The sequence below is a fragment of the Flavobacterium sp. TMP13 genome (assembly GCF_050847115.1).
Lineage (GTDB): Bacteria > Bacteroidota > Bacteroidia > Flavobacteriales > Flavobacteriaceae > Flavobacterium.
Map to the genome: position 1 here is coordinate 2,932,924 of NZ_CP193656.1, position 23,801 is coordinate 2,956,724.

17 protein-coding genes are annotated in these 23,801 nt (G+C 33.4%); 8 read left to right on the top strand and 9 right to left on the bottom strand.

What is annotated here, in order from left to right; all coding sequences use genetic code 11:
* Positions 1 to 52 precede the first annotated feature (52 nt).
* The 4 genes from ACRASX_RS12705 to ACRASX_RS12720 all read left to right on the top strand — a co-directional run bounded on the left by ACRASX_RS12705 (position 53) and on the right by ACRASX_RS12720 (position 6,726).
* Positions 53 to 1,117 (top strand): pesticidal protein Cry7Aa, encoded by a 1,065-nt coding sequence (locus ACRASX_RS12705; RefSeq protein WP_432221495.1) that lies wholly within the window; start codon positions 53 to 55, stop codon positions 1,115 to 1,117.
* Positions 1,098 to 3,500: a glycosyltransferase gene (locus ACRASX_RS12710; protein ID WP_432221496.1), complete on the top strand. Its 2,403-nt coding sequence runs from the start codon at positions 1,098 to 1,100 to the stop codon at positions 3,498 to 3,500. Before ACRASX_RS12705 ends, ACRASX_RS12710 begins: the two co-directional genes overlap by 20 nt.
* A gap of 270 nt (positions 3,501 to 3,770) precedes the next feature.
* On the top strand, positions 3,771 to 6,032 hold the full coding sequence (locus tag ACRASX_RS12715) for an acyl-CoA dehydrogenase (RefSeq protein WP_432221497.1): 2,262 nt from the start codon (positions 3,771 to 3,773) through the stop codon (positions 6,030 to 6,032).
* Between the two features lie 34 nt (positions 6,033 to 6,066).
* Complete coding sequence (locus tag ACRASX_RS12720) at positions 6,067 to 6,726, top strand: M15 family metallopeptidase (RefSeq protein WP_432221498.1); 660 nt, start codon at positions 6,067 to 6,069, stop codon at positions 6,724 to 6,726.
* Here the strand turns inward: ACRASX_RS12720 and ACRASX_RS12725 are convergent.
* The 7 genes from ACRASX_RS12725 to tsaD all read right to left on the bottom strand — a co-directional run bounded on the left by ACRASX_RS12725 (position 6,709) and on the right by tsaD (position 12,530).
* Positions 6,709 to 7,275 carry a hypothetical protein gene (locus ACRASX_RS12725; RefSeq protein ID WP_432221499.1) on the bottom strand — a complete coding sequence of 189 codons (567 nt, stop codon included), beginning with the start codon at positions 7,273 to 7,275 and terminating at the stop codon, positions 6,709 to 6,711. The genes ACRASX_RS12720 and ACRASX_RS12725 overlap by 18 nt on opposite strands.
* A 5-nt stretch (positions 7,276 to 7,280) precedes the next feature.
* Positions 7,281 to 8,459, bottom strand: coding sequence for a THUMP-like domain-containing protein (locus ACRASX_RS12730; RefSeq protein ID WP_432221500.1), 1,179 nt, complete (start codon positions 8,457 to 8,459; stop codon positions 7,281 to 7,283).
* A gap of 2 nt (positions 8,460 to 8,461) precedes the next feature.
* Positions 8,462 to 9,553, bottom strand: a complete 1,092-nt coding sequence (locus ACRASX_RS12735) for an AI-2E family transporter (RefSeq protein WP_432221501.1) — start codon at positions 9,551 to 9,553, stop codon at positions 8,462 to 8,464.
* Positions 9,554 to 9,616: 63 nt separating this feature from the next.
* On the bottom strand, positions 9,617 to 10,129 hold the full coding sequence (locus ACRASX_RS12740; RefSeq protein ID WP_432221502.1) for a TrmH family RNA methyltransferase: 513 nt from the start codon (positions 10,127 to 10,129) through the stop codon (positions 9,617 to 9,619).
* A 3-nt stretch (positions 10,130 to 10,132) separates the two neighbouring features.
* The gene (locus ACRASX_RS12745) at positions 10,133 to 10,771 is read right to left on the bottom strand and encodes a DUF4159 domain-containing protein (RefSeq protein ID WP_066309436.1); all 639 of its coding nucleotides are present in this window, start codon (positions 10,769 to 10,771) and stop codon (positions 10,133 to 10,135) included.
* A gap of 23 nt (positions 10,772 to 10,794) precedes the next feature.
* Entirely contained in the window at positions 10,795 to 11,505 is a 711-nt protein-coding gene (locus ACRASX_RS12750) for a 16S rRNA (uracil(1498)-N(3))-methyltransferase (protein ID WP_432221503.1), read from the bottom strand.
* Between the two features lie 2 nt (positions 11,506 to 11,507).
* Positions 11,508 to 12,530 carry a tRNA (adenosine(37)-N6)-threonylcarbamoyltransferase complex transferase subunit TsaD gene (gene tsaD, locus ACRASX_RS12755; protein ID WP_066309427.1) on the bottom strand — a complete coding sequence of 341 codons (1,023 nt, stop codon included), beginning with the start codon at positions 12,528 to 12,530 and terminating at the stop codon, positions 11,508 to 11,510.
* Between the two features lie 204 nt (positions 12,531 to 12,734).
* On the opposite strand from tsaD, the gene ACRASX_RS12760 reads away from it, so the two are divergent.
* From ACRASX_RS12760 to ACRASX_RS12775, 4 genes are all read left to right on the top strand, one after another.
* Positions 12,735 to 17,210 (top strand): translocation/assembly module TamB domain-containing protein, encoded by a 4,476-nt coding sequence (locus tag ACRASX_RS12760; RefSeq protein WP_432221504.1) that lies wholly within the window; start codon positions 12,735 to 12,737, stop codon positions 17,208 to 17,210.
* A gap of 278 nt (positions 17,211 to 17,488) precedes the next feature.
* The gene (gene pfkA / locus ACRASX_RS12765; protein WP_066309423.1) at positions 17,489 to 18,475 is read left to right on the top strand and encodes a 6-phosphofructokinase; all 987 of its coding nucleotides are present in this window, start codon (positions 17,489 to 17,491) and stop codon (positions 18,473 to 18,475) included.
* Positions 18,476 to 18,557: 82 nt separating this feature from the next.
* Positions 18,558 to 19,562 carry a type I glyceraldehyde-3-phosphate dehydrogenase gene (gap, locus tag ACRASX_RS12770; protein WP_066309421.1) on the top strand — a complete coding sequence of 335 codons (1,005 nt, stop codon included), beginning with the start codon at positions 18,558 to 18,560 and terminating at the stop codon, positions 19,560 to 19,562.
* Between the two features lie 126 nt (positions 19,563 to 19,688).
* On the top strand, positions 19,689 to 20,540 hold the full coding sequence (locus ACRASX_RS12775; RefSeq protein ID WP_066309419.1) for an N-acetylglucosamine kinase: 852 nt from the start codon (positions 19,689 to 19,691) through the stop codon (positions 20,538 to 20,540).
* 107 nt (positions 20,541 to 20,647) lie between these two features.
* Here ACRASX_RS12775 and ACRASX_RS12780 read toward each other — a convergent pair whose 3' ends face one another.
* Positions 20,648 to 21,028, bottom strand: a complete 381-nt coding sequence (locus tag ACRASX_RS12780) for a RidA family protein (RefSeq protein ID WP_432221505.1) — start codon at positions 21,026 to 21,028, stop codon at positions 20,648 to 20,650.
* Positions 21,029 to 21,056: 28 nt separating this feature from the next.
* Positions 21,057 to 23,696 carry a putative LPS assembly protein LptD gene (locus ACRASX_RS12785; RefSeq protein WP_432221506.1) on the bottom strand — a complete coding sequence of 880 codons (2,640 nt, stop codon included), beginning with the start codon at positions 23,694 to 23,696 and terminating at the stop codon, positions 21,057 to 21,059.
* Positions 23,697 to 23,801: the final 105 nt, after the last annotated feature.

The window sequence follows — 23,801 nt, forward strand, 5'->3', positions numbered from 1 at the left end:
GAGTTAAGTTTTTCGTCTTTAGAGGAGTAACTTTATAAATAAATTGATTGATATGGATTCTCTTGTTAAACATGGCGTTATTTTAAAACCAACAGACTTAGAATTTGAAAATTTAGGCGTGTTAAATCCCGCAGTTTATCAAGAAGGAAATACAGTCCATATGTTTTATCGTGCCGCACACGTTGGTAATTTTTCGAGCATCGGGTACTGTCAATTTAATGGTCCGTTAGATCTGGTTCAGAGAGATAAAAAACCCATTATTTTTCCTGAATTTATTTATGAGTGTCACGGAGTCGAAGATCCAAGATTGACTAAAATAGAAGATACCTATTATTTGTCGTATGTGGCGTACGATGGAGTTAACGCATTTGGCGCTTTAGCGGTATCTAAAGATTTAAAAAAGTGGAAGAAAAAAGGGATTATTACACCAAGGTTTTCGGCTTTGGCTTATAATAATTTATTACATGAAAAAAAGATAAAAGAATCCGATCCAAACGCGCTATATGTGAAGCACAATAATGAGAGTAAGCATCACTTTAATCCTATTACCAAAGACGACGCTTATGTTTGGGATAAAAATGTAGTTTTTTTTCCGAGAAAAATAAATGGTAAGTATGCGTTTTTGCATCGTTTATTACCCGCAATTCAATTTGCCAGTTATGAAAACTTATCCGATTTGAATGCGGAATTCTGGTCAAATTACATACGAAGCCTAGACCAGCACACAGTTTTGTGTCCAAAATATAAACATGAATCGAGTCATATTGGTTCTGGTTGTCCACCGATAGAAACAGCCGATGGTTGGCTACTTATTTACCATGCTACCGAAAAGAGCGAAAAAGGGTTAATATATCATGCTTGTGCGGCTTTATTAGATTTAGAAAATCCTTTGAAAGTGATTGCACGTTTAAAGGAACCAATAGTTTCTCCAAGTGAGACTTACGAAAAGCAAGGCTATGTTAATTTTGTAGTATTCCCAACCGGAACTGCGATTTTTGACGGTCGATTATATATTTATTATGGCGCTGCCGATGACGAGATTGCAGTAGCTTCTGTGGATTTTAATGAATTAATGAACAATTTAAAAAATCAGAGTGATGAAAACGATATCTCCTAAATCGAAAATAATTTTTATGTCAACGTATCCGCCGACACAGTGCGGAATAGCTACGTTTACAGAAGACACTGTTAATGCAATTCAAAAAATATATGGTAAAAGTATCAGCTGTGAAATTTGCGAAATTACTTTTAAAGGAGAGACAGATAAAAGCTCAACTTATCATTTACCATCTAAAAATAGAGAAGCTTATGCTGCAGTAGCCAATGCTATTAATAAGGACGATGCTGTTAAACTAGTTCATATTCAGCACGAATTCGGTTTATTTGGTGGTGAGTTTGGCAATTATTTGTTGGATTTTTTAGAGGTAATAAAAAAGCCAATTGCTTATACTTTTCATAGCGTAATTCCGAATCCAGATAAAAAATTAAAAGCTATTGTACGTTTGCTGTGCAGTTATAGTGAAGCCATTTTTGTAATGACCAATCAGTCCAAAAAAATCTTGATGGAAGAGTACGGTATCAATGAAAAGGATATTGCATTGGTGGAACACGGAACACATTTGGTTCGTTACGAAAGTACTGATCAAGCAAAGAAGAAATTAGCATTAGAGGACCGATTGATACTTTCTACTTTTGGATTATTAGGAGAAGGAAAAAGTATTGAAACAGGTTTGAAAGCGCTTCCTCAAATTGTAGCACAATTTCCGAATGTTCTGTATTTAATTCTAGGTAAAACACATCCAAACACTATCGTCGATAATGTAGATCACTACCGCAATTCGTTGGAAGCAATTGTTAAAGAATTACATCTCGAAAAAAATGTTCGCTTTGTCAATGAGTATTTGGAAGTACATGAATTATTGGATTATCTTAAAGCAACGGATGTGTATTTGTTTACGTCCAAAGATCCAAATCAAGCAGTAAGTGGAACTTTTTCATATGCAATGAGCTGTTCTTGTCCAATTGTGGCAAGTAAGATTCCGCACACTTTAGAAAGCTTGACTTCTGATATTGGTATTTTAGCTGATATTCAGGATTCAGATCAGTTTGCAAAAGCGACTTTGAAACTTTTAAGCGATTCTGAATTAAGAACGCATATGGCACTGAATGCTTACGCAAAAACGACTAAAACATCTTGGGAAAATACCGCTCTTAAACACATTAAGACGTACCAGAAAATTGCAACGGATTTATCGAAAATAAAAATAAATTATCCTGAGATCAACATGGACCATCAAAAAGCGATGACTTCGGATCTTGGAATCTTTCAGTTCTGTAAAATTTCAGAGCCCGATTTAGATGCTGGATATACCATAGATGACAACGCAAGAGCATTAATTGCGATGTGCAAGCACTATAAGTTAAAAGGAGAAGAAACGGACATTCCGTACATTAAAATTTATCTTGATTTTATTGTAAGATGTCAGTTGAAAAAAGGAAACTTTATAAACTACGTCGATCAATTTAATGTAGTAGAGCCAAAAAATAGCAACGAAAACTTAGAAGATTCTAACGGTCGTGCAATTTGGGCGTTGGGTTATTTGCTAAGTTTAGAAAATGGAACATTGCCAGCATCAATTGTTTATAAAGCTACTTTAAGCATTAATAAAACGCTGACTTTTGCCAAAGCGTTGCATTCGCCTAGAGCGATTGCGTTTGCTGTAAAGGGATTGTATCAGCTTTATTTAGTAACACCAACCGAGCGAGTATTAAATCTACTCAATCATTTGTCAAAGAAATTAGAAAAAACGTACCTTAATACAGCATCAAAAAACTGGAATTGGTTTGAAGAAAAACTGACTTACGCAAATAGTGTTTTACCCGAAGCGTTGCTAATTTCTTTTGTTGTAACTGGAAATGAAGCTCATAAAAAAATAGCATTGGAGTCGATGGATTTTCTAATATCCAAAATGTTTTTTAATGACAAATTTAAAATCATTAGCAACCAAGGGTGGCATGAAAAAGGAGCAATTCCTCATGAATACGGAGAGCAACCAATTGAAGCATGCTACATGATGTACGGTTTGGACTTATTTTATCAAACATTTGGTGACCCGATGTATAAAAAGAATTTGAAGTTAGCATTTGATTGGTTTTTAGGAAAGAACCACTTAAATCACATCATTTACAATCCCATTACAGGAGGTTGCTATGATGGTTTAGAGAAAGGAAATGTAAATTTAAACCAAGGAGCAGAGTCTACTGTTTGTTATTTATCTGCACGACTTTTAGTTGAAAGCTATACATCAAAAGGAAAAATTATAGAGTTGCCAACGGGTAAAAAAATCAATGCAAAAAACGCTGCTTTTCTACGTTTTAATGAAGCTAAGTCGGCTACAGGAACCGATAATTCAGTAAACGAATCATTAGGTTTTAATTTCAAAAAGAAAGATATTACTTTGACGACTCTCGGAAAAAAGAGAGAAGTTACATTAAAATAGATATAAAGGTTTTTTGAGTGTATTTTAGGCTATAAAAAAAGAGAGTTTGTACGTGCAAGCTCTCTTTTTGCATTTCATAAATTTACTGTAGAGGACGAAAAACACATAAAGATACTTTCTGATTTCCTTCGACACTATTTGAATTACAGAGTATTTTTCCACATACTAAAGAAATTAAGGATTTAACTTTTTAGGAGTAAGAGAACTTAAAATTTTTGAGTACTTTACAGTATCATTAAATTTCATGCCCAACTTTATTATAATTTTATTATGAATAATGCCAAACTGCAAGCTTTTACACCGCTTTTTTACTTAGTATGGTCTGATGACCTTTTAACACAGAAAGAGTTTCAAACATTACAAGATTTTATAACTGCTCAAACTTGGCTTTTGCCAGAAGAACAGCAATTTTTACTTTCAAAAATAACAATATCAAATCCACCATCACGTCAAAATTTGTACGAATGGAAATCGGAATTAGAAAAAATTGTACAAGCTAATCCCTCCATTAATTCTATTTTTGATATTGTAAAAGCGCTTTCAAATAACGATGCGAATATTAACGGCTTGGAACCATATTTTACTAAATTAGAAAATGATTTAGGCTATTTAGGAGAAGAGGTCATTAGTACTTTCAAAACAACTGTAAATTCAATTACTTCAAGAACGCATACCGATAGTAGCTTTGATATTTCAAAATTAACTGCGCTATTGGATGGCGACCAAGCAGATATAATCAATAAGGTAAAAGCGGTTATTTCTAAACCAGAATTTGCTTACGAAACATCCACAGACACTACAGTTTATAGAACTAAAGTGTATGAATGGTGTCGCATTTTAGCCAAAGAAAATTTTGGAAATATGGCCTATCCAAAAGAATATGGCGGCGGCGAGAATATTGCGGATTATTTTGCCATTATGGAAACATTAAGTTACCACGATCTAAGTTTGGTAATTAAATTTGGGGTGCAATTTGGTTTGTGGGGAATGAGTGTGCAGTTGTTAGGGACAGCCAAACACCACGAGAAATACTTGCAAGCAATTGGCTCTTTGCAGCTGCCAGGCTGTTTTGCCATGACAGAGACCAATCACGGCTCGAATGTAAAAGGACTGGAAACGACAGCGACTTATAATCATGAAAACAAGACTTTTACGATTCAAACACCAAACAAAAATGCACAAAAAGAATACATTGGTAATGCTGCAATGCACGGACAAATGGCGACCGTTTTTGCCAAATTAATTATAGACGATCACGATTACGGAGTCAACGCCTTTATTGTTCCTTTAAGAGATGCTGATGCTACTGTTTTAAACGGAATTACAATTGGTGATTGCGGATTAAAGATGGGACTAAATGGTGTAGATAACGGAACAATTAGTTTTAATAATGTGGTTATTCCGAAAGAAAATATGTTAGATCGATTTGCTTCGGTAAATGAAAATGGAGAATTTGAAAGTCCAATTCCGAGCGACAACAGACGTTTTTTTACGATGTTAGGAACCTTGGTAGGTGGACGAATCGGAATTCCTCGTTCTGCCTTGGCTGCAGCTAAATCAGGTTTAACTATTGCAATTAAATATGGAGATCAACGCCGTCAATTTGGTCCAGACGGAGGATCTGAAGTTCCCGTTTTAAACTATAGAATCCATCAACGACGCTTACTTCCTCACGTGGCTAAAACCTATGCAATGCATTTTGGTTTACAATATCTTACCAATCGATTTTTAGCACGAACCGACGAAGAAATGCAAGAAATTGAAGCCTTGGCTGCAGGAATGAAATCGTATTCAACTTGGAGTACCAGAGATATTTTGCAAGAATGTAGAGAAGCGTGTGGCGGTAAAGGATATATGTCAGAAAACAGAATTGATGCATTGAAAAATGACACCGAAGTCTATACTACTTTTGAAGGAGACAATACCGTTTTGATGCAATTGGTCGCCAAGAACAGACTATCTGAATTTAGAAAGTCGTTTGGTGAAATGGGATCGATGGGAATCATTAATTACGTTTATGAGAATGCAAGAACAGCAATAGCAGAAAAAAATCCGATTGTAACCAGAAAAACTGATGCCGATCATTTACTAGACCGTCAGTTTCATTTACAAGCTTTTGAGCATAGAGAAAAAAGTATTCTAGCTTCTGCTGCTAAGCGAATCAAAAAATTAATTGACAGTGGTTTAGAGCCTTATGATGCTTTTAATGTCGTGCAGCATCAAATGATAGATGTGGCACAAGCCTATTTGGAACGTGTGACCTTAGAACAATTTCAGATTGCCGTAGCAACAGTAAAAGACGAATCGGTAAAAGCAATTCTAAATAAATTAGAGCAATTGTATGCGCTTTCACTAATTGAAAAAAATAAAGGATGGTTTTTAGAAGATGGCTACATGGAAGCAGTGAAGACGAAAGCAATTCGGAAAATGGTCAATCAATTGTGTTGGGATATTCGTCCAGATGCAGTTCCTTTGATGGATGCATTTAACATTCCAGACAGCTGTTTGGCAGCCCCAATTATATTTCAATAAACTTTAATTTGACTTCTAATCTAATTTTATTTCAATGAAACTTGTAAAAAATATTTGCTCTATTGCCATTACAGTTATTTTTAGCGCGTCTGTTTTTGGACAAATACAAGCTGAAAATCAAATGGTTGCAGATACTACATTTGTGAATTTAAAAGACTACAGTTCTGATTTTATTTATGATATGAAATATGCTACTGACGACAATTTCTTAAAAGCTAAAGTGTACGATTGCGATGAATGTTATTTGCGACTACAAACCGTAAGAGCTCTGGTAGAAGCAAACAGAGAATTTGTAAAAAAGGGATATAAAATAAAATTATTCGATTGTTATAGACCACTTTCTATTCAGAAAAAAATGTGGAAAATAGTTTCTAATCCAAAATATGTAGCTGATCCTAAAAAAGGCTCCATCCACAATAGAGGAGGAGCCGTTGATATTACTTTGGTAGATGAAAATTGTATTGAATTGCTAATGGGAACTCAGTTCGACCATTTTGGAATTGAAGCGAGTCACAAATATACTAAGTTGTCCAAAGAGATTTTAAACAACAGAAAATTGCTAAAAACAGTGATGCAAAAGCACGGTTTCAATGCTTTTGATTCGGAATGGTGGCACTACAATTTAAAAGCAGGTTTAAATGAAAAAGTGTCTAACACTAATTGGAATTGCAATTTGTTACTCGATGCATTTTAGCGTATTAATAAAAAATGTATCTGGTTCGTATTTTTGACCATCCATTTCAGAAATTAATTCGTTTCCTACCACAAAATCTTCAGAACCATTTAGGTACTTAATACGCATCATTGTAACAGGAGATTTTTTCAGCTCTTCGATGCTTCCTTTTATGAACATAAAAATGCCAGTATTGATGCGATTGTTTGAACTGTTTTCGCCGCGAATTAACGTTCCGCAACTTTCTTGATCGATGTGATACATAGTCACTATTTTTCCATTAGCCAGTTGCAAAATCAAACGAGAATTCTTGTCAAAACAGTTGGCACTAATAAAATTTTTACTCTTTTTAATCAATTGTAAGTTTAAGGTAGGCATATCATCGGTAGAAATCAACGAAAAGAAAACGTAACTGGAACTGCTGTCCATACTCTTTTCGCTCATAATATAGCCTTTGGTTGCTTTATAAGTTCCAATAGAATCGGTAACGTTCGCACTATATTCGCAAGGTTTTTGTGAAAATGAATTAAAAGTAAAAAGTAAAAAAGTAAGTAGAAATAGATTTTTCATCGCAATTATAATTTTGTGCAAATTAATACAATTTTGTTATCATTTACATCCGTTGTAAAAAAACAATAACTAGTTCCTCCGTCTTTTATTTTCCATTTTTTTCGAATGATTTCGACCGTATCCGGAAAATTTCTAGTAGTAATGTTGGCTTTTTTATTAGACAAATGAAGTTTCATTTCCGTTTTATTGTAAGGAATTGCGTTTTGTATTTCAAAACGTCTCCCGGGAAATTCAATTGCTTCTTCTGAAGTATATAAATGAGAATGTTTATGTAATTTATTGATTTTAAATTGTGAACTAACGGATTCGAAACCTCCAGATTTCATTATCGCACTATTAGCTTCATATAAATATTTTTGTGGCAAATGGTACGTTGCAAATTCGTTGTTGGTGTTTAAAACATATTCAAAAGTTTGATTTTTCTCCTTCGAAATATTTACTGTTTTAATAGTAATTACATCCGTATAGTCATGGTGAATTTCCCAGAGTACTTCTTTTACTTCATTTTCTAGCGCAACGATATGGACGTTTTTTACATTTTTAAGTTCGTCCAATCCTGCAGCAATATCTAGCAATGGCGCTGTTTTTAATAGTATGCAGTTAGAATACTTAAAATAAGAGTCTAAATTTTCAGGTACATTTGGCAAGCAATCGGTCAGCATGAATACTTTTCCTTTAGCATCATTTCTGCGAGACGGATCAATATATATCCAATCAAAATGTTGCTTTAATTCTTTTAAAATAAGTGTACTATCACCTGCATAACATTTGATGTTTGAAGCATTCATTTGCTCAAAATTATGCGCTACAATTTCAGAAAGAGAAGCATCAAGTTCGCAATGAACTACCGTCTTAAAAATGGTTGAAAAAAAATAATCATCTATACCAAAACCGCCAGTTAAATCTATTATTGAATTTCCAGAAAGTAAGGAAGTTTTGTAGGCTGCCGTTTTTTCTGAAGAAGTTTGTTCAACAGAAATCTTGCTCGGATAAATGATGCTATTGGTCTTAAACCAAGTGGGTAATTTGTCTTTTGCTTTACTTTTTGCTTCAATTTGATTCAAAATAGAAATCCATTCTACATTTGGAAACGGATTTTTTTGCAAAGCCAATCGTGCTATTGGTTTACCTATTTGTTTATTGATAAAGTCTTGAATTTCAGCTTGTAAAATGGGGATTTTCAATATTATATTCTTTCGGTTAAAACCATTACAATTTTATTATTCGGAAAAAATTCTTTTAAAATTACTTTGATCATTGTAAAGACTGGAATTGCAACAATCATTCCGACAATACCAAAAGAAATTCCACTAATAAGAATGACTAAAAATATTTCTAAAGGATGAGAGTTCACACTTTTAGACGATATAATTGGCTGACTGATGTTGTTGTCTATGGCTTGAACCAAGAAAAAACCAATAACAATGTAAATCGTAGTGGGTAAGATTTCACTTTGAAAATCTTGGCCAATTAAACTTAACATCGTTAATAGTGCTGCTAAAACGGTTCCAATAATTGGTCCGATGTACGGAATAATATTGAGGAGCGCGCACAAAAACGCAATTATAAAAGCATTCTGACTTCCAAAAATTAATAAAACAATTAAGTAGAGAATAAAAACTACGGTTAGTTGCATGAGCAGACCCACAAAATAACGAGTCAATAAATAATTTATTTTTGAAACGGAATTTATAATTTTATCTTCATTATTATCTGGTAAAAGGCGTCTCGCATTTTCTTTAAATAATAATTGATCTTTAACAAAGAAAAAAGTGATAAAGAAGACCGACGCTACTCCCATTCCAAAATTTGCGAGGAAATTTAGAACTGCGTTAATAAAGTTAGTAAAAAAGCCAAAATTTATTTTAGAAGTTAGATCGGCATTTTGTGCTAAAGTACTAAAATCCAAATGCTCGAGGTTAAAATATTTTTCGACGGACTTTTCGATGGTCATAAATTGAGTTTGCAAACTATCTGTATCTAAAAGTGCCAAATTGTTTGCTTGTGAGATGATTAATGGAACAAACAGTAATATAAATCCCGCAACAGCCAACGAAAATAAAATTAGTGTCACTATAGCAGCAAACGTCGGACTGAATTTAAGTTTATTTTCTAAAAATTGTACCATCGGATTCGCAATAAGCGTCAAAATTAAAGCAACTATTAGGTATACAATTACAGTTTGAATCACGTACAAAAAGTACAAAACCAGACCTATAATTAGGATAGTTGCAAGTGCTCGCAAAAGGCCGTTAGAAATTATTTTAGATGTTATCATTGTAGTTTTATTTAAAGGATAAATATAGAAAAATACTGCTTAAATAATTAAAGTAAATTAATTTTACTTTAACTGCAGCAATTGATTAGTTATTTCATACAAACATATACTTGCGGCTTGTGCTACGTTCATGCTACTATTGGCTCCGAACATATCGATGTGCACGACTTGATTTGCAATTTCTAACAAAGATTCAGAAACGCCATTAATTTCGCTACCGATAAGCAAAGCTATTTTTTTATTTCTTTCGATACTCACTTTTTGAAGAGCCTGACTATTATGCGCAATTTCTAAAGCAATTATTTCATACTTATTTGCTAGTAAATATTCTTTAATTTCTAATTCGGTTTCTACAATCGTATAAGGAACGTGCAAATGCGTGCTTCTAGACGTTTTATTAATTTTTCGTGGTGTTAAAGGGATGTCTTTGCCTAAAAAAATTATAGCTTCGACACCAAAAGCTTCCGATATACGGAATATCGAGCCAATGTTTTGCTGAAAATAGATATGATCGCAAATTATAGTAATTGGAAAAGTTTTGCGTTCAAACTGCGTTTCTTCGTGTGAAAGTTGCATTTTTTAATTCGTAAATATGTAATTAATAATATTTGCGCCCATTTTTAACGCTTTTTCACGTACAGCAAGAGGATCATTGTGCACTTCGGCATCTTCCCAACCGTTTCCTAGATCACATTGATAAGTGTATAACAAAACCAATTTGTTGTCAATAAAAATTCCAAAAGCTTGCGGTCTTTTATTATCGTGTTCGTGAATTTTGGGCAAACCCGCAGGAAAAGAAAATGGCTTTTGAAAAATAGCGTGACTTGCGGGTAATTCTACTAACTCGCTAGCAGGAAATATTTTTTTAATTTGAGGACGAATGTAGGGGTCCATTCCGTAATTGTCATCAATATGTAAAAAACCACCGCCGTTCATATAATTACGCAGATTTGCAATATCAGCTTCACTAAAAACAACATTTCCATGTCCAGTCATGTGCGCAAATGGATACGATAGTAAATAGGGATCACTTGGCGTTACAGTAACTGGTTTTGCTATAATTTTTGTATTTATATTGGCGTTGCAAAATAAAATAAGATTGGGTAAAGAGGTTGGATTTGCATACCAATCGCCACCGCCACTGTATTTTAAAAGTGCGAATTCTTGCGAAAAAACAAAACTAGAAAACAAAAGAAATAGAAAAGTTATTTTTTTCATATTGTTATTTTCAAAAGAGTGTACTAACTTTCATTAAAAAACGCAACACTATGGCACGCTACAACAGCGGCTGTTTCTGTTCTCAAACGCGTGTTACCTAAAGATACCGGTTGAAACTTATTATCAAAAGCCAGATCAATTTCTTTTTCAGAAAAATCACCTTCAGGACCAATTAAAATAGTGACATCGGTACTCGGTTCTAAAACAGATTTCAAGGTCTTTTTATCGGTTTCCTCGCAATGTGCGATCAGTTGTAAACCGCTGTTTTTATTTTGTTTAACAAATTCTTTAAAAGAAATCGCAGGATTTAATTTGGGTAAATAAACTTCATTGGATTGTTTTAAAGCCGATAAAATTATTTTTTCGTACCGATCAACATTAATAACTTTTCGTTCGGAACGATCACAAATGATAGGCGTAATTTCATAAACTCCAATTTCAGTAGCTTTCTCTAAAAACCATTCGTAACGATCGTTCATTTTGGTAGGAGAAACTGCCAAATGCAATTTGAAATTTGGTAGTGGTTTTTTCTCGAACGAAAGAATTTTAACCGTACATTTTGTATCTGAAGCCAAAACAACTTGCGTTTCAAATAATAAACCTTGACCGTTGGTCACATGTAAAATATCTCCGTCGTTTTTGCGTAGCACTTTTATAATGTGACGACTTTCTTCTTTGTCAAAAGAAAATTCTTGTACATTTTCGTCAATAGATGGATTGTAAAATAATTGCATAATTAAAATTGGATTCTTGCTTTTGAAACAACAGCTGAAGTTTCAAATTGTTCTGATAAATATTTTTGATAACCCACAATGCCAATCATAGCAGCATTATCGGTAGTGTATTCAAATTTTGGAATGTAGGTTTTCCAACCGTATTTTTCTTCCGTCTCTTTTAGTCGAGCTCTAATTCCTGAATTGGCAGAAACTCCGCCACCAATAGCAATTCTATTAATTTTGGTTTCTTTAACGGCTAATTTTAATTTGTCCATTAAAATTTCTATAATCGTATGCTGTATCGAAGCACAAATATCATCTATATTTTCACCTACGAAATTCGGATTTTCTACTTTTTTCTTTTGAATGAAATATAAAATAGCTGTTTTTAATCCTGAAAAGCTAAAGTTTAATCCAGGTACTCTAGGTTTAGTAAATGCAAATGCTTTTGGGTTTCCCAGTTGCGCATGTTTGTCGACCAAAGGTCCGCCAGGATAGGGAAGTCCCAAAATTTTGGCACTTTTATCAAAAGCTTCACCAACGGCATCATCGGTCGTTTCGCCAATTATTTCCATTTCAAAAAAACTACTCACTTTTACAATTTGCGTATGTCCGCCACTAATTGTTAATGCCAAGAACGGAAAAATGGGTTTGTCGTATCCCTCTTCATCTATAAAATGAGCCAAAATATGAGCGTGCATGTGGTTTACAGCAATTAAAGGAATGTCTAACGCCAAGGCCAACGATTTACTAAAAGAGCTGCCAACCAAAAGTGAACCCATAAGTCCGGGTCCTTGGGTAAAAGCAATTGCAGTTAGTTGTTCTTTTTGTACATTTGCCTTACGAAGCGCGGCATCAATCACTGGAACAATATTTTGTTGGTGCGCTCTCGAAGCTAATTCAGGAACAACGCCGCCGTATTGGTTGTGAATAAGCTGATTGGCTACAACATTTGAGAGTACTTTGTCGTTATGTAAGACAGCAGCTGCTGTATCGTCACAAGAACTTTCAATGGCAAGTATAAAAACCTCAGATTTTTGCATATAAAAGCACGAATTTTGAATTATATTTGACCAAAATTATGGTTCAATTAAGTGTTTAGAACGAGTTGCCAAAATTAAAGAATTTTTATCAAAAGAACTTTGATTTGAACCATCAATATTAAAATTAAAAAGTAAAGTAAACCTATCAAAAAGTTTAGCAAAATATTTCTTCGATCGATACTCGGATTAATCCTTCTTTTGTTGGTGTTGGCAACTCTATTGGCGGTACCTACGGTGCAAACCAAAATAGCTAATTATTACACCGAAAAAATTAACAAAAATTTTAAAATAGACATTCACGTAAGTAAAGTCGCTGTGAGTGTTTTTGGTGGTGTAAAATTAAAAGACGTTCTTATTAGAGACCATCATAAAGACACTTTAATTTATTCGGCTATTTTACAAACGAATATCTTAGGCGGAAAAAGAATTTTAGATGGTGATTTAATGTTTGGCGACATTAGATTGACCAAATTACTTTTTAATCTAAAAACATATAAAAACGAGAAAGAAAACAACTTAGACGTTTTTATTCGTGCTTTCGACTCTGACAAACCGCCTACAAAACAAAGCAGACCTTTTTTAATGACTACAAAGAATGCCTATATCAATAAAGGTCATTTTATTTTAACAGATGAAAACCGAGCTGTCCCAAAAGATGTAGACTTTACGAATTTAAATGCTTTTATAAGCGATTTTAAAATCTCAGGTCCAAATGTAAATACCAAAATTCATCGTTTGTCTTTTAAGGACCATCGTGGTTTGTATGTCACTAATTTTACTTCTGTTTTTAGCTACAGCAAAGAGCAAATTAAATTGGATAAATTGGGAATTACAACCCGTGAATCGCAGTTAAATGGTGCCGCTTCATTAAATTATAAAATTGAAGATTTTGCTTCATTTACTGATAAAGTTCGTTTTGATGTAACAATTGATTCCGCTTCTTTAGCTTCCAATGACGTTCGTTATTTTTATACTGAAATGGGTAAAAACATAAAGTTTAAACTACGTTCGACGATTAAAGGAACATTAAATAATTTGACTTTATCTAAATTAAAATTAATCGATAGTAATCAATCAGAAATTGTCGGTAAAATAAATTTTAAAAATTTATTTGGTAAAGACGATCAAGAATTTGCAATGATCGGAGACTTTAAATTGCTGTCGACATCGCACGCAAATTTGGTTAAAGTATTGCCCAACGTCTTAGGAAAAAGTTTGCCCAAAGAAATTGAACGTCTAGGACGTGTAAATTTAATTGGAAATGCACGGGTTTCTAAAAAGGAACTGCAAACTAACTTTACGATAGTCACCGATATTGGAAATGGAAATGCTGATTTGCAAATTTCTGATTTGGATTTTATCGATCGTGCCTCTTATAGTGGAGCTGTAGTTTTACAAGATTTTAATATTGGAACGTTGTTAGACTTAAAAAGTCTCGGAAAAACTACTGCAAACTTAACGATAGATGGTAAGGGTTTTACGCAAAAATACTTGAATACTGCCGTAAAAGGAACGATTAGTAATTTATTTTACAATAATTACAATTACCAAAATATTACAGTGGACGGAAATTTTAAACTTCCCAATTATAAAGGAGAGATTAAAATAAAAGATCCAAACTTGATTTTAAATTTTGATGGATTAGTCGATTTAAGTAAAAGAGAAAACAAATACGATTTTCACATTAATGTCGAAAAAGCCGATTTGCACAAATTGAAGATTGTACATGATACGCTGTCAACTTTCCAGGGCGACGCAATTGTTGCTGTTACGGGTAATAATATTGAAAATTTATACGGGACTATTTATTTGAGCAATGCCGTTTATGTCAATTCAAAATCAATCTATCCATTTGATGAAGTAACTATTAATTCTGAATTTGATGCCAATCGCGTGCGAACCATTACTATAAATTCGAGTGATGTGGTCGAAGGTCAAATTGTTGGAAAATTTAGATTTGATCAGTTGTATGATTTAGCAGCCAACTCTGTACTAAGTTTATATGCAAATTACAAACCAACAAAAGTCACCAAAGGACAATTTTTAAAGTTCAATTTTAATATATATAATAAAGTAGTGGAGCTCTTTTATCCAGAAATTAATATTGGCACGAATACGATGATGCGTGGCCAGATTGATTCTGATAAAAAAGAATTCAAGTTCCGTTTAAATTCAGAAAAAATAACACTTGGAACGAATACATTAGACAATATAAATTTTCGTCTAGATAATAAAAATCCGCTATACAATGCTTATGTAGAAGTAGATAGTATTAAAACGAAGTACTATAAAGTGAGTGATTTCAGTTTGATTAATGTGACGATGAAAGACACTCTTTTTGTTCGTTCAGAATTTAAAGGAGGTAAAAAAGCCGAAGATTATTTTAATTTAAATTTATATCACACGATAAATAAAGACAAAAAGAATGTTATTGGATTTCATAAATCAGAAATGAGATTTAAGGAAAACATGTGGTATTTGAATGAAAAAGGAGAAAGCAACAACCAAGTTGTTTTTGACAAAGAATTAAAAAATTTCACCATTGATAATTTTATTTTATCGCACGAAGATCAAAAAATCGATCTATTTGGAGAAATAAAAGGAGATTCTTATAAAGATATTAATCTGAAGTTTAACAATGTTGATATTAATAAAGTCACGCCCGAAAACGATAAATTCACCTTTAAAGGAAATTTAGTGGGAGGTGTTCATTTTAAACAGAATAAGAATGTTTATCAACCAACTGCATCGATAAAAATTAACGACTTAAATATTAATGACACTGAACTTGGCGTCTTAAATTTTGATATTGCTGGAGATGAAAATTTTAAAAAATTTACTATAGATTCTTCGGTAAAAAATAATTTTGCAGAATCCTTTAGTGCCACAGGAGATTTTGAAATTGTAAATAAAGAAACCGTTTTAGACATGAATCTAAAAATGGAAGATTTTAACTTGGGAATTTTAAGAAACTTAGGAGGCGATGTGTTGTCAAACATTAGAGGTTTTGTTTCGGGAAATGCTTCTATAGCTGGAAATTTAAAAACGCCAGATGTAAATGGCCGATTGTATGTAAGCAAGGCTGGACTGACAATTCCGTACTTAAATGTCGATTACGCTTTAAGCGAACGTACGATTATTGATGTCACCGATGAGAAATTTTTGTTAAGAAATAACAGTTTAACAGACACGAAATACGATACAAAAGGTTCTTTAAACGGAACGATAGAACATCAGAATTTTGGAGATTGGAAATTAAATTTAGATATAAATACAAAGAAATTATTGGTTCTTGATACAAAAGATAGCGATGATGCGGGTTATTTTGGAACCGCATTTATCAATGGTTCAGCATCAATTAAAGGTCCAGTTGAATCACTTTTTATTAAAGTAGCCGCAAAATCTGAGAAAGGAACAGCTATTAAAATTCCGATTAATTATGCTGAAAGTGTGGGTGAAAGCAGCTTTATCCATTTTGTAACTCCGAAAGAAAAATACAATTTAGCTAACGGAATTGTTGAGAATACCCGAAATTATAATGGTTTAGAATTGGAATTCGATTTTGATATAACACCAGATGCAGAAGTAGAGGTGATTTTAGATCGTAGTTCCGGTCACGGAATTAAAGGAAAAGGATATGGTTCGTTATTATTTAAGATTAATACTTTAGGTAAATTTAATATGTGGGGCGATTTTCAGGCCTACGAAGGAACCTATAATTTTAAATATGGTGGTTTAATTGACAAAAAATTTGCAGTAAAAAAAGGAGGACAAATTATTTGGGAAGGAAACCCAATGAAAGCACAATTAAATATCGAAGCAGTATATCGAACTACTGCTAATCCATCGGTATTGTTAGAAAGTTCCTCATTTAATAAAAAAGTACCTGTGGACGTGGTTATCGGTTTACGCGGTGATTTGGCAAGTCCAGAACCTGTTTTTAATATCGAATTCCCTACGGTCAGCAGTGTCATGAAATCTGAAATTCAGTATAAATTAGATGACAAAGATGTACGACAAACCCAAGCTTTGTATCTACTTTCTTCAGGCGCATTTTTAAGTCCAGAAGGAGTAAATCAGTCTGATTTCTCGGGTAGTTTGTTTGAAACAGCGACTAATTTATTGGGTAATATTATTAAGACAGACAATGATAAATTTGCTGTAAACTTAAATTATATTGCAGCCGATCGAAGAGTGGGACAAGAGGCAGACGGTCAGTTTGTAGCAAATATTTCGTCTCAAGTAAATGAGAGGATAACTATAAACGGTAAGGTTGGTGTGCCAGTTGGCGGGATCAACGAATCTGCGATTGTAGGCGACGTAGAAGTACAATATAGAGTTAGCGAAGACGGTTCGCTTAATTTGCGCTTGTTTAATCGTGAAAATGACATTAATTATGTAGGTCAAGGGATTGGTTATACACAAGGAGTCGGTGTGAGTTACGAGGTCGATTTTGATACCTTTAAAGAATTGGTCAATAAAATTTTTAAAGATCAGAAACTAGAACGTGCTATAAAATCTAATGATGATTTTCAAGATTCTTCTTTGAATCCAGATTACATTCGTTTTAACGAAGCCAAAAAGAAAGAGGACAAAAAGAAGGAAGAAGAAAAGAAAAATGCAGAGCGTCCCCCTTCAGAAAAGCAAAATAATCAAGGGAGAATTCCAGAGGAAGATTAAAGCTATGTCAATTTATAATCAAAAATAAAATTATATACTTCATTTATTTTTGGTTTGATCCTTCAATTTTATGTATCATTTTATAACTTTTGCTTCTATTATTGTTGCGATTTACGCGATTTAATGAAAATAGATCGCATTAATTTTCTTTTATTTTCAGGGCTTTCCGAAAACTTATTAACGAAAACGTTTGAATTTAACACAATTCTTTATTTAATAATAATATTGGTCGCTTAAGTGGTTCGCGTTTGCTAATTTTACGCTTTAATACTTAAATAATGCCAAAAACAATAAAAAAAGTGGGTGTTCTTACCTCTGGAGGAGATTCACCTGGAATGAATGCAGCCATTCGATCTGTAGTTCGAACGTGTGCTTATCATAATATTGAATGTATCGGAATTTATAGAGGATATCAAGGAATGATTGAAGGTGACTTCAAGGAAATGGGACCTCGTTCTGTAAATAATATTGTAAACAAGGGAGGAACAATTTTAAAATCAGCGCGTTCTGCAGACTTTAAAACTCCTGAAGGAAGAAAAAAAGCACACGAAAACCTTATAAAATCAGGTATTGATGCTTTGGTTGTTATTGGTGGTGATGGAAGTTTTACAGGAGGATTGCTTTTTAATTCTGAATATAATTTCCCAATTATGGGAATTCCAGGAACAATCGATAATGATATTTTTGGTACAAGCTATACTTTAGGCTACGATACCGCTTTAAATACAGTTGTAGATTGTATTGATAAAATTCGCGATACAGCAAGTTCACACAACCGCCTGTTTTTTGTAGAGGTTATGGGTAGAGATGCTGGTCATATCGCTTTGAATGCAGGTATTGGAGCTGGAGCGGAAGAAATTCTTATTCCAGAAGAAGATTTGGGTTTAGAACGCTTATTAGAATCATTGCAAAAAAGTAAAGCTTCAGGAAAATCATCTAGTATAGTTGTAATTGCTGAAGGAGATAAAATTGGTAAAAACGTTTTTGAATTGAAAGATTACGTGGAAACTAATTTACCAGAATATGATGTGCGTGTATCGGTTTTAGGACACATGCAAAGAGGAGGATCACCGTCTTGTTTTGATCGCGTATTAGCAAGTAGATTAGGAGTGAAAGCCGTTGAATCTTTATTAGAAGGTAAATCTAACTATATGGTTGGCTTATTGGCAGATAAGGTAACATTAACGCCATTAGAGCAAGCGATCAAAGGTAAATCGGTGATTGATAGAGATTTATTACGTGTTTCTGAAATAATGTCGACGTAAAGGAATAAAATTTTGAAGTTTATTGTGAGGAAATTAAACTTTATAGAAGTTAAATAAAAAACAAAAACAAAAATCAAGTAAAATGTCAAAAGTTAAATTAGGAATAAACGGATTTGGAAGAATTGGAAGAATAGTTTTTAGAGAATCATTTAACCGCGATAATGTTGAAGTTGTAGCAATTAATGATTTGTTAGATGTAGACCATTTAGCTTACTTATTAAAATATGATTCTGTACACGGACGTTTCAACGGTACTGTTGAAGTGAAAGAAGGAAAACTATATGTAAACGGAAAAAACATTCGTATTACTGCCGAAAGAAACCCAGCCGATTTAAAATGGAATGAAGTTGACGTTGATGTTGTTGCTGAATGTACTGGTTTCTTCACTACTCTTGAAACTGCAAACGAACACATTAAAGGTGGCGCAAAAAAAGTAATTATTTCTGCACCATCTGCTGATGCACCAATGTTTGTAATGGGAGTAAACCATGAAACTGCAAAAGCTTCAGATTTGATCGTATCTAATGCATCTTGTACGACAAACTGTTTAGCACCATTAGCTAAAGTTATCAATGATAATTTTGGAATTGTTGAAGCGTTAATGACTACTGTTCATGCAACGACTTCTACTCAAATGACGACTGATGGACCTTCAAGAAAAGACTGGAGAGGTGGACGTGCTGCATCATGTAACATTATTCCTTCTTCTACGGGAGCTGCTAAAGCTGTTGGTAAAGTAATTCCTGAATTGAATGGAAAATTAACTGGTATGGCTTTCCGTGTTCCTACAACAGATGTATCTGCAGTAGATTTAACGGTAAAAGTAGCTAAAGAGACTTCTTACGAAGAAATAATGGCTGTCTTGAAAAAAGCGTCTGAAACTACAATGAAAGGTGTCTTAGGATTTACAGAAGATTTAGTAGTATCTCAAGATTTCGTTTCTGATTCAAGAACTTCAATCATTGATGCTAATGCAGGAATTGGATTAAACTCTACATTCTTCAAAATCATCTCTTGGTATGATAATGAATATGGATATTCTAGTAAATTAATCGATTTATCGGTTCACATTTCTAGTTTAAAATAATAAAATACTTTGTAAAATCCCGTTATTGCATAATAGCGGGATTTTATTTTTTAGAATTCAATAGGACTTAGGTTTTTAAAACTACTTTTGAATCTTAAAACGATATTTAACTAACACACCAAAAAAATGAAATTAATAGTTGATAGTGGATCTACAAAAGCAGATTGGATTGCGATTGATGATAATGGTAAAGTATTATTTACAACTCAAACTTTAGGTTTAAATCCAGAAATTTTGAATGGTAACGAAATTCTGGCCCGTTTAAATGATCGTTTTGATATCTTACAAAATAAAACTAATGCTACTCATTTGTTCTTTTATGGAGCAGGTTGTGGAACAGATCGAATGAGATTATCGTTATCTCAGATATTTCAAGATTACTTTACAAATGCAATTGTAGAAGTACACGAAGACACGTATGCAGCAGTTTATGCAACAACGCCTCCAGGGCAACAAGCAATTGTAAGTATTCTAGGAACAGGCTCAAATTGCAGTTACTTTGATGGAAAGGTATTGCATCAAAAAGTACAATCTTTGGGTTATATTGTAATGGATGACTGTAGTGGAAATGTGTTTGGAAAAGAGTTAATTCGCAAATATTATTTCAATAAAATGCCTCAAGAATTGGCAATTGAGTTCGAAAAGGAATACAATGTAGATCCTGATTTTATTAAAAGTAAATTATACAAAGAGCCCAATCCAAATGCTTATTTGGCAACTTTTGCAAAGTTTTTAATCAAGCATAAAGATTCTGAATTTTGTAGAAAAATAATTTTTAAAGGAATGAAATCTTTTGTGAAAAATTATATTAAGCAATTTGATAATTGTAAAGAAGTACCTAATCATTTTGTAGGTTCTATCGCTTTTTATCTAAAAGACGAATTGCAAGAAACTTTTGACAAGTACGATTTACAGTTAGGTAATGTTTTAAGAAGACCAATTGATGGCTTAATTGCTTATCACGTTGCTAACAAATAAAATGCTATAGAAATAGTTGTTTTAGCGCAATGATCAAAAAGTGTTTGTTAAAGCATACGATGTGCCAATAACTACAAATGAAGTATTGGCACTATTGCTACTGAATGCTATTGTACGGCAATTATAGAAATTTCTACATTAACGTTTTTTGGCAAACAAGCCACTTGAACCGTTTCACGAGCTGGAGCGGTTTTTTCGTTAAAATAAGAACCGTAAACAGTATTGATGGCACCAAAATCATTCATGTCCATAATGAAAATCGAAGTTTTTACTACATTTTCAAAGGTCATATTTGCTGATTCTAAAACTGCCTGAATGTTTTGCATTACTTGTTTGGTTTCGTCAGAGATGTTGGCTGTAACGAGCTCTCCGCTTGCCGGATTAATAGCAATTTGTCCAGAAGCATATAGCGTGTTTCCAGAAAGAACGGCTTGGTTATAAGGTCCGATCGGAGCAGGCGCTTTCTCGGTAAAGATTATTTTTTTCATAGTGAAAACAATTTATATAAGGTTATTTTTAGAAATTGGTATTGCTTCTTTTATTGTACTTAATGTCGCTTAAAATTCCAGATTTTATTCCAATAAAGAAATTCCAGTTTGAATATTCTCCAAGTGGCGTCCAATTAAAATCCATTCTCCAACTCAATAAATCTCTTTCAAAACGCAATTGCGTAAAGGTAATTCCCTTCTGAACAAAATCATAGCCGCTCGAGATTCCACCTTTCCATTTAGGAGTAATATCTGTGTTTATAGATATCATAACTGAATTTCCAATAATCTCATTTTCACGACGTGCATTTCCATAGGTTAATGAATAAGCTAGCGTCATGTCCCAAGGAAGTTTGGCTCTAAAAAACTCCGAAATCACATCAGTAGAGTCATCTTCTTCATCAAACTGACTTCTACGAGAATCAGTTAAGTCTACATTACTTCCAAACAAATCATCTTCACGACCACCATTTCGTTCGCTTTGTTTATTGTCTTTTTCGCCAAATTCTTTACTAGAAATAGAATAATTCATCGTTAAATTTGCGCTTGTCAATCGAAATAAGCTTCCTCCGTTATTAATATTAAAGACATCAATAACATTCCCAGAATTGTCAATTGCATACGGATTTAAAGTTGCTCCGAAATTGACACTCATTTTATTATCTAAAATTTGCGTTCCACCACTAACTCGAACTGGTTGCCAAGCTAGTGTGTTTTTCCCGTCTGCATCAAAGTTATAACTGGTCGAAAAGTTAAGATTATTCAAAAGCATCATCTTTTTCGGATCTGTTTTTGTACTGTCTTTATCGGTCACTTTCGCTTCAAAAGTGTTACTCAAATCAAAACCTACGATGTTGGAATTTGTTTTTCCTGGTGAACCGTAAATTCCGTTTTCAAAACGGGTGTAGTCTCCTAATTTTCCAGTAGCATCAATGGCGTAGGTATCGTAATATTTTTCGAAACTAGGCGTATAGCTGTAGCTTACAGATGGACGCATAACGTGGCGAATGGCTTGAATTTTTTTAGTTTCACCAAAGTTAAAAGTTCCGTAAACTGTTGTACCCAAACTAGATGATAACGAATAGGTTCTGTAGGCATCAAAGCCATTAACCACTTCATCAATTACTGCACTTTCTTCTGGATCGTAGTATTTTTTTCTAGTTTTATTATACCAAATTTCATCGTAATTCGCACTTGCACTCGCACTAAAATATTTAAAAACTTTAAAGTTAGTACTAATCGGAATGCTGTGTTTGAAGCCTAACTGCGCATCGTCGAACATCGCTGATTTAAAAAACAATGAATCTGTTGTTTTAATACTGTTTTTACCGCTTAAATTATACTGTAGATTGATATTTTTAATCAATCCGCGCTTCACACCATCTTTACCAACAAAAGGATAAATTCGGTCCACACTGGCTTCTAGTGACGGCAAAGTCATGTTTATTTCTTCTGTTTGTGTATTTTGCGAATGTGTAGCAGTCAATGCTGTGCGTATTTGCGGAACTGTATTGAATGTTTTACTATACGAAACCGAAGAACTCAATGTGTTGTTCAAATTTGATCCAACATTCACTTGGTTGATCGATTGTTGAAAGTACTTACTGCTTCCCATATTTACCGAAGCAGAGAAATTAGAATTCGGACTTGATTTGGTATCTCTAGAATGCGACCATTGAATATTATAAATGGATTGTTTAGAGTAATCTGGGTACCCTCTTTCACTTTGAATTAAATTCTCGTAACGCAAATTTAAGTTTCCGCGGTAGCGATATCTCTTGGCATACGATGACTCAAAACGCATTGCATAACTACCATTAGTATAATAATCGGCTAAGGCAGTTAAGTCGTAATTGTCACTTAAGGCAAAATAGTAACCTAAATTTTGTAATGAAAAGCCACGAGTATTGGAGTCATTATAACTCGGAATAATAATTCCAGAATGGCTTTCTTCGGTCATCGGAAAGTAAGCAAAAGGAAGTGCTAAAGGAGTAGGTACGTCAGCAATTACCATATTGGTAAAGCCAACGATTACTTTTTTTCCTGGAATAAATTTTACCTTATTGGTCTGAAAATAATATTCAGGATTGTCAATGTCTTTCGATGTTGTAAATCGTGCTCCCTTTAAAAAGTACACCGAATCATTTTCTTTTTTTGTAATGGCCGCTTTAATTCTAAAATCGCTTTGCTCAGTTCTAGAATTCCAGATTAGAGCCTTTTTTGTTTTAAAATTAAATCGAATAGAGTCTGGTTGTACTACGTTTGCACCTTGTTTAAAATTTGGATATTGAATAAAGGCTCCAGTAGAATCTTTAATACGTCCGGCATACACTTCATCTTTACCATAATCTAGCACTATTAAGCCAGATTTTAATTCGATATCATTATAATACAATTCGGCTTCATTATATAAAGTGATTTGTTTTTTTTTCTGATCGATTCGCGCGTAATCTTTGGCAACATAGCGCACTTTTCCATCTAAAAATGTTTTCTTAGTTTTTACAGTATCTAGCTTTATAGTGTCTGTAACAGATTTACTTAAGCTATCTTCCTGTACAACAGCAGGAATGCTAACTTTTTTTTTCTTTATATCCTGCGAATAAATAGAACCACCTCCTAAAGTAAGGAAAAATGATGCTAAAACGATATTAAATAAGTTTGTATGCAAAGGTTTTAATGCTATTTTTGTAAAAATGTGGCTTATTTTTTGAAGTGTCAGACTTACAAATTATTTTTTGTCAAAAATAGGCAAATAAAAATTATAGCTACAGTG

Bases quoted from the DNA above. Each gene is read 5' to 3' on its own strand.
- ACRASX_RS12705 (WP_432221495.1), top strand. From the start codon at position 53: ATGGATTCTCTTGTTAAACATGGCGTTATTTTAAAACCAACAGACTTA.
- ACRASX_RS12710 (WP_432221496.1), top strand. From the start codon at position 1,098: ATGAAAACGATATCTCCTAAATCGAAAATAATTTTTATGTCAACGTAT.
- ACRASX_RS12715 (WP_432221497.1), top strand. From the start codon at position 3,771: ATGAATAATGCCAAACTGCAAGCTTTTACACCGCTTTTTTACTTAGTA.
- ACRASX_RS12720 (WP_432221498.1), top strand. From the start codon at position 6,067: ATGAAACTTGTAAAAAATATTTGCTCTATTGCCATTACAGTTATTTTT.
- ACRASX_RS12725 (WP_432221499.1), bottom strand. From the start codon at position 7,275: ATGAAAAATCTATTTCTACTTACTTTTTTACTTTTTACTTTTAATTCA.
- ACRASX_RS12735 (WP_432221501.1), bottom strand. From the start codon at position 9,553: ATGATAACATCTAAAATAATTTCTAACGGCCTTTTGCGAGCACTTGCA.
- ACRASX_RS12740 (WP_432221502.1), bottom strand. From the start codon at position 10,129: ATGCAACTTTCACACGAAGAAACGCAGTTTGAACGCAAAACTTTTCCA.
- ACRASX_RS12745 (WP_066309436.1), bottom strand. From the start codon at position 10,771: ATGAAAAAAATAACTTTTCTATTTCTTTTGTTTTCTAGTTTTGTTTTT.
- ACRASX_RS12750 (WP_432221503.1), bottom strand. From the start codon at position 11,505: ATGCAATTATTTTACAATCCATCTATTGACGAAAATGTACAAGAATTT.
- tsaD (WP_066309427.1), bottom strand. From the start codon at position 12,530: ATGCAAAAATCTGAGGTTTTTATACTTGCCATTGAAAGTTCTTGTGAC.
- pfkA (WP_066309423.1), top strand. From the start codon at position 17,489: ATGCCAAAAACAATAAAAAAAGTGGGTGTTCTTACCTCTGGAGGAGAT.
- gap (WP_066309421.1), top strand. From the start codon at position 18,558: ATGTCAAAAGTTAAATTAGGAATAAACGGATTTGGAAGAATTGGAAGA.
- ACRASX_RS12775 (WP_066309419.1), top strand. From the start codon at position 19,689: ATGAAATTAATAGTTGATAGTGGATCTACAAAAGCAGATTGGATTGCG.
- ACRASX_RS12780 (WP_432221505.1), bottom strand. From the start codon at position 21,028: ATGAAAAAAATAATCTTTACCGAGAAAGCGCCTGCTCCGATCGGACCT.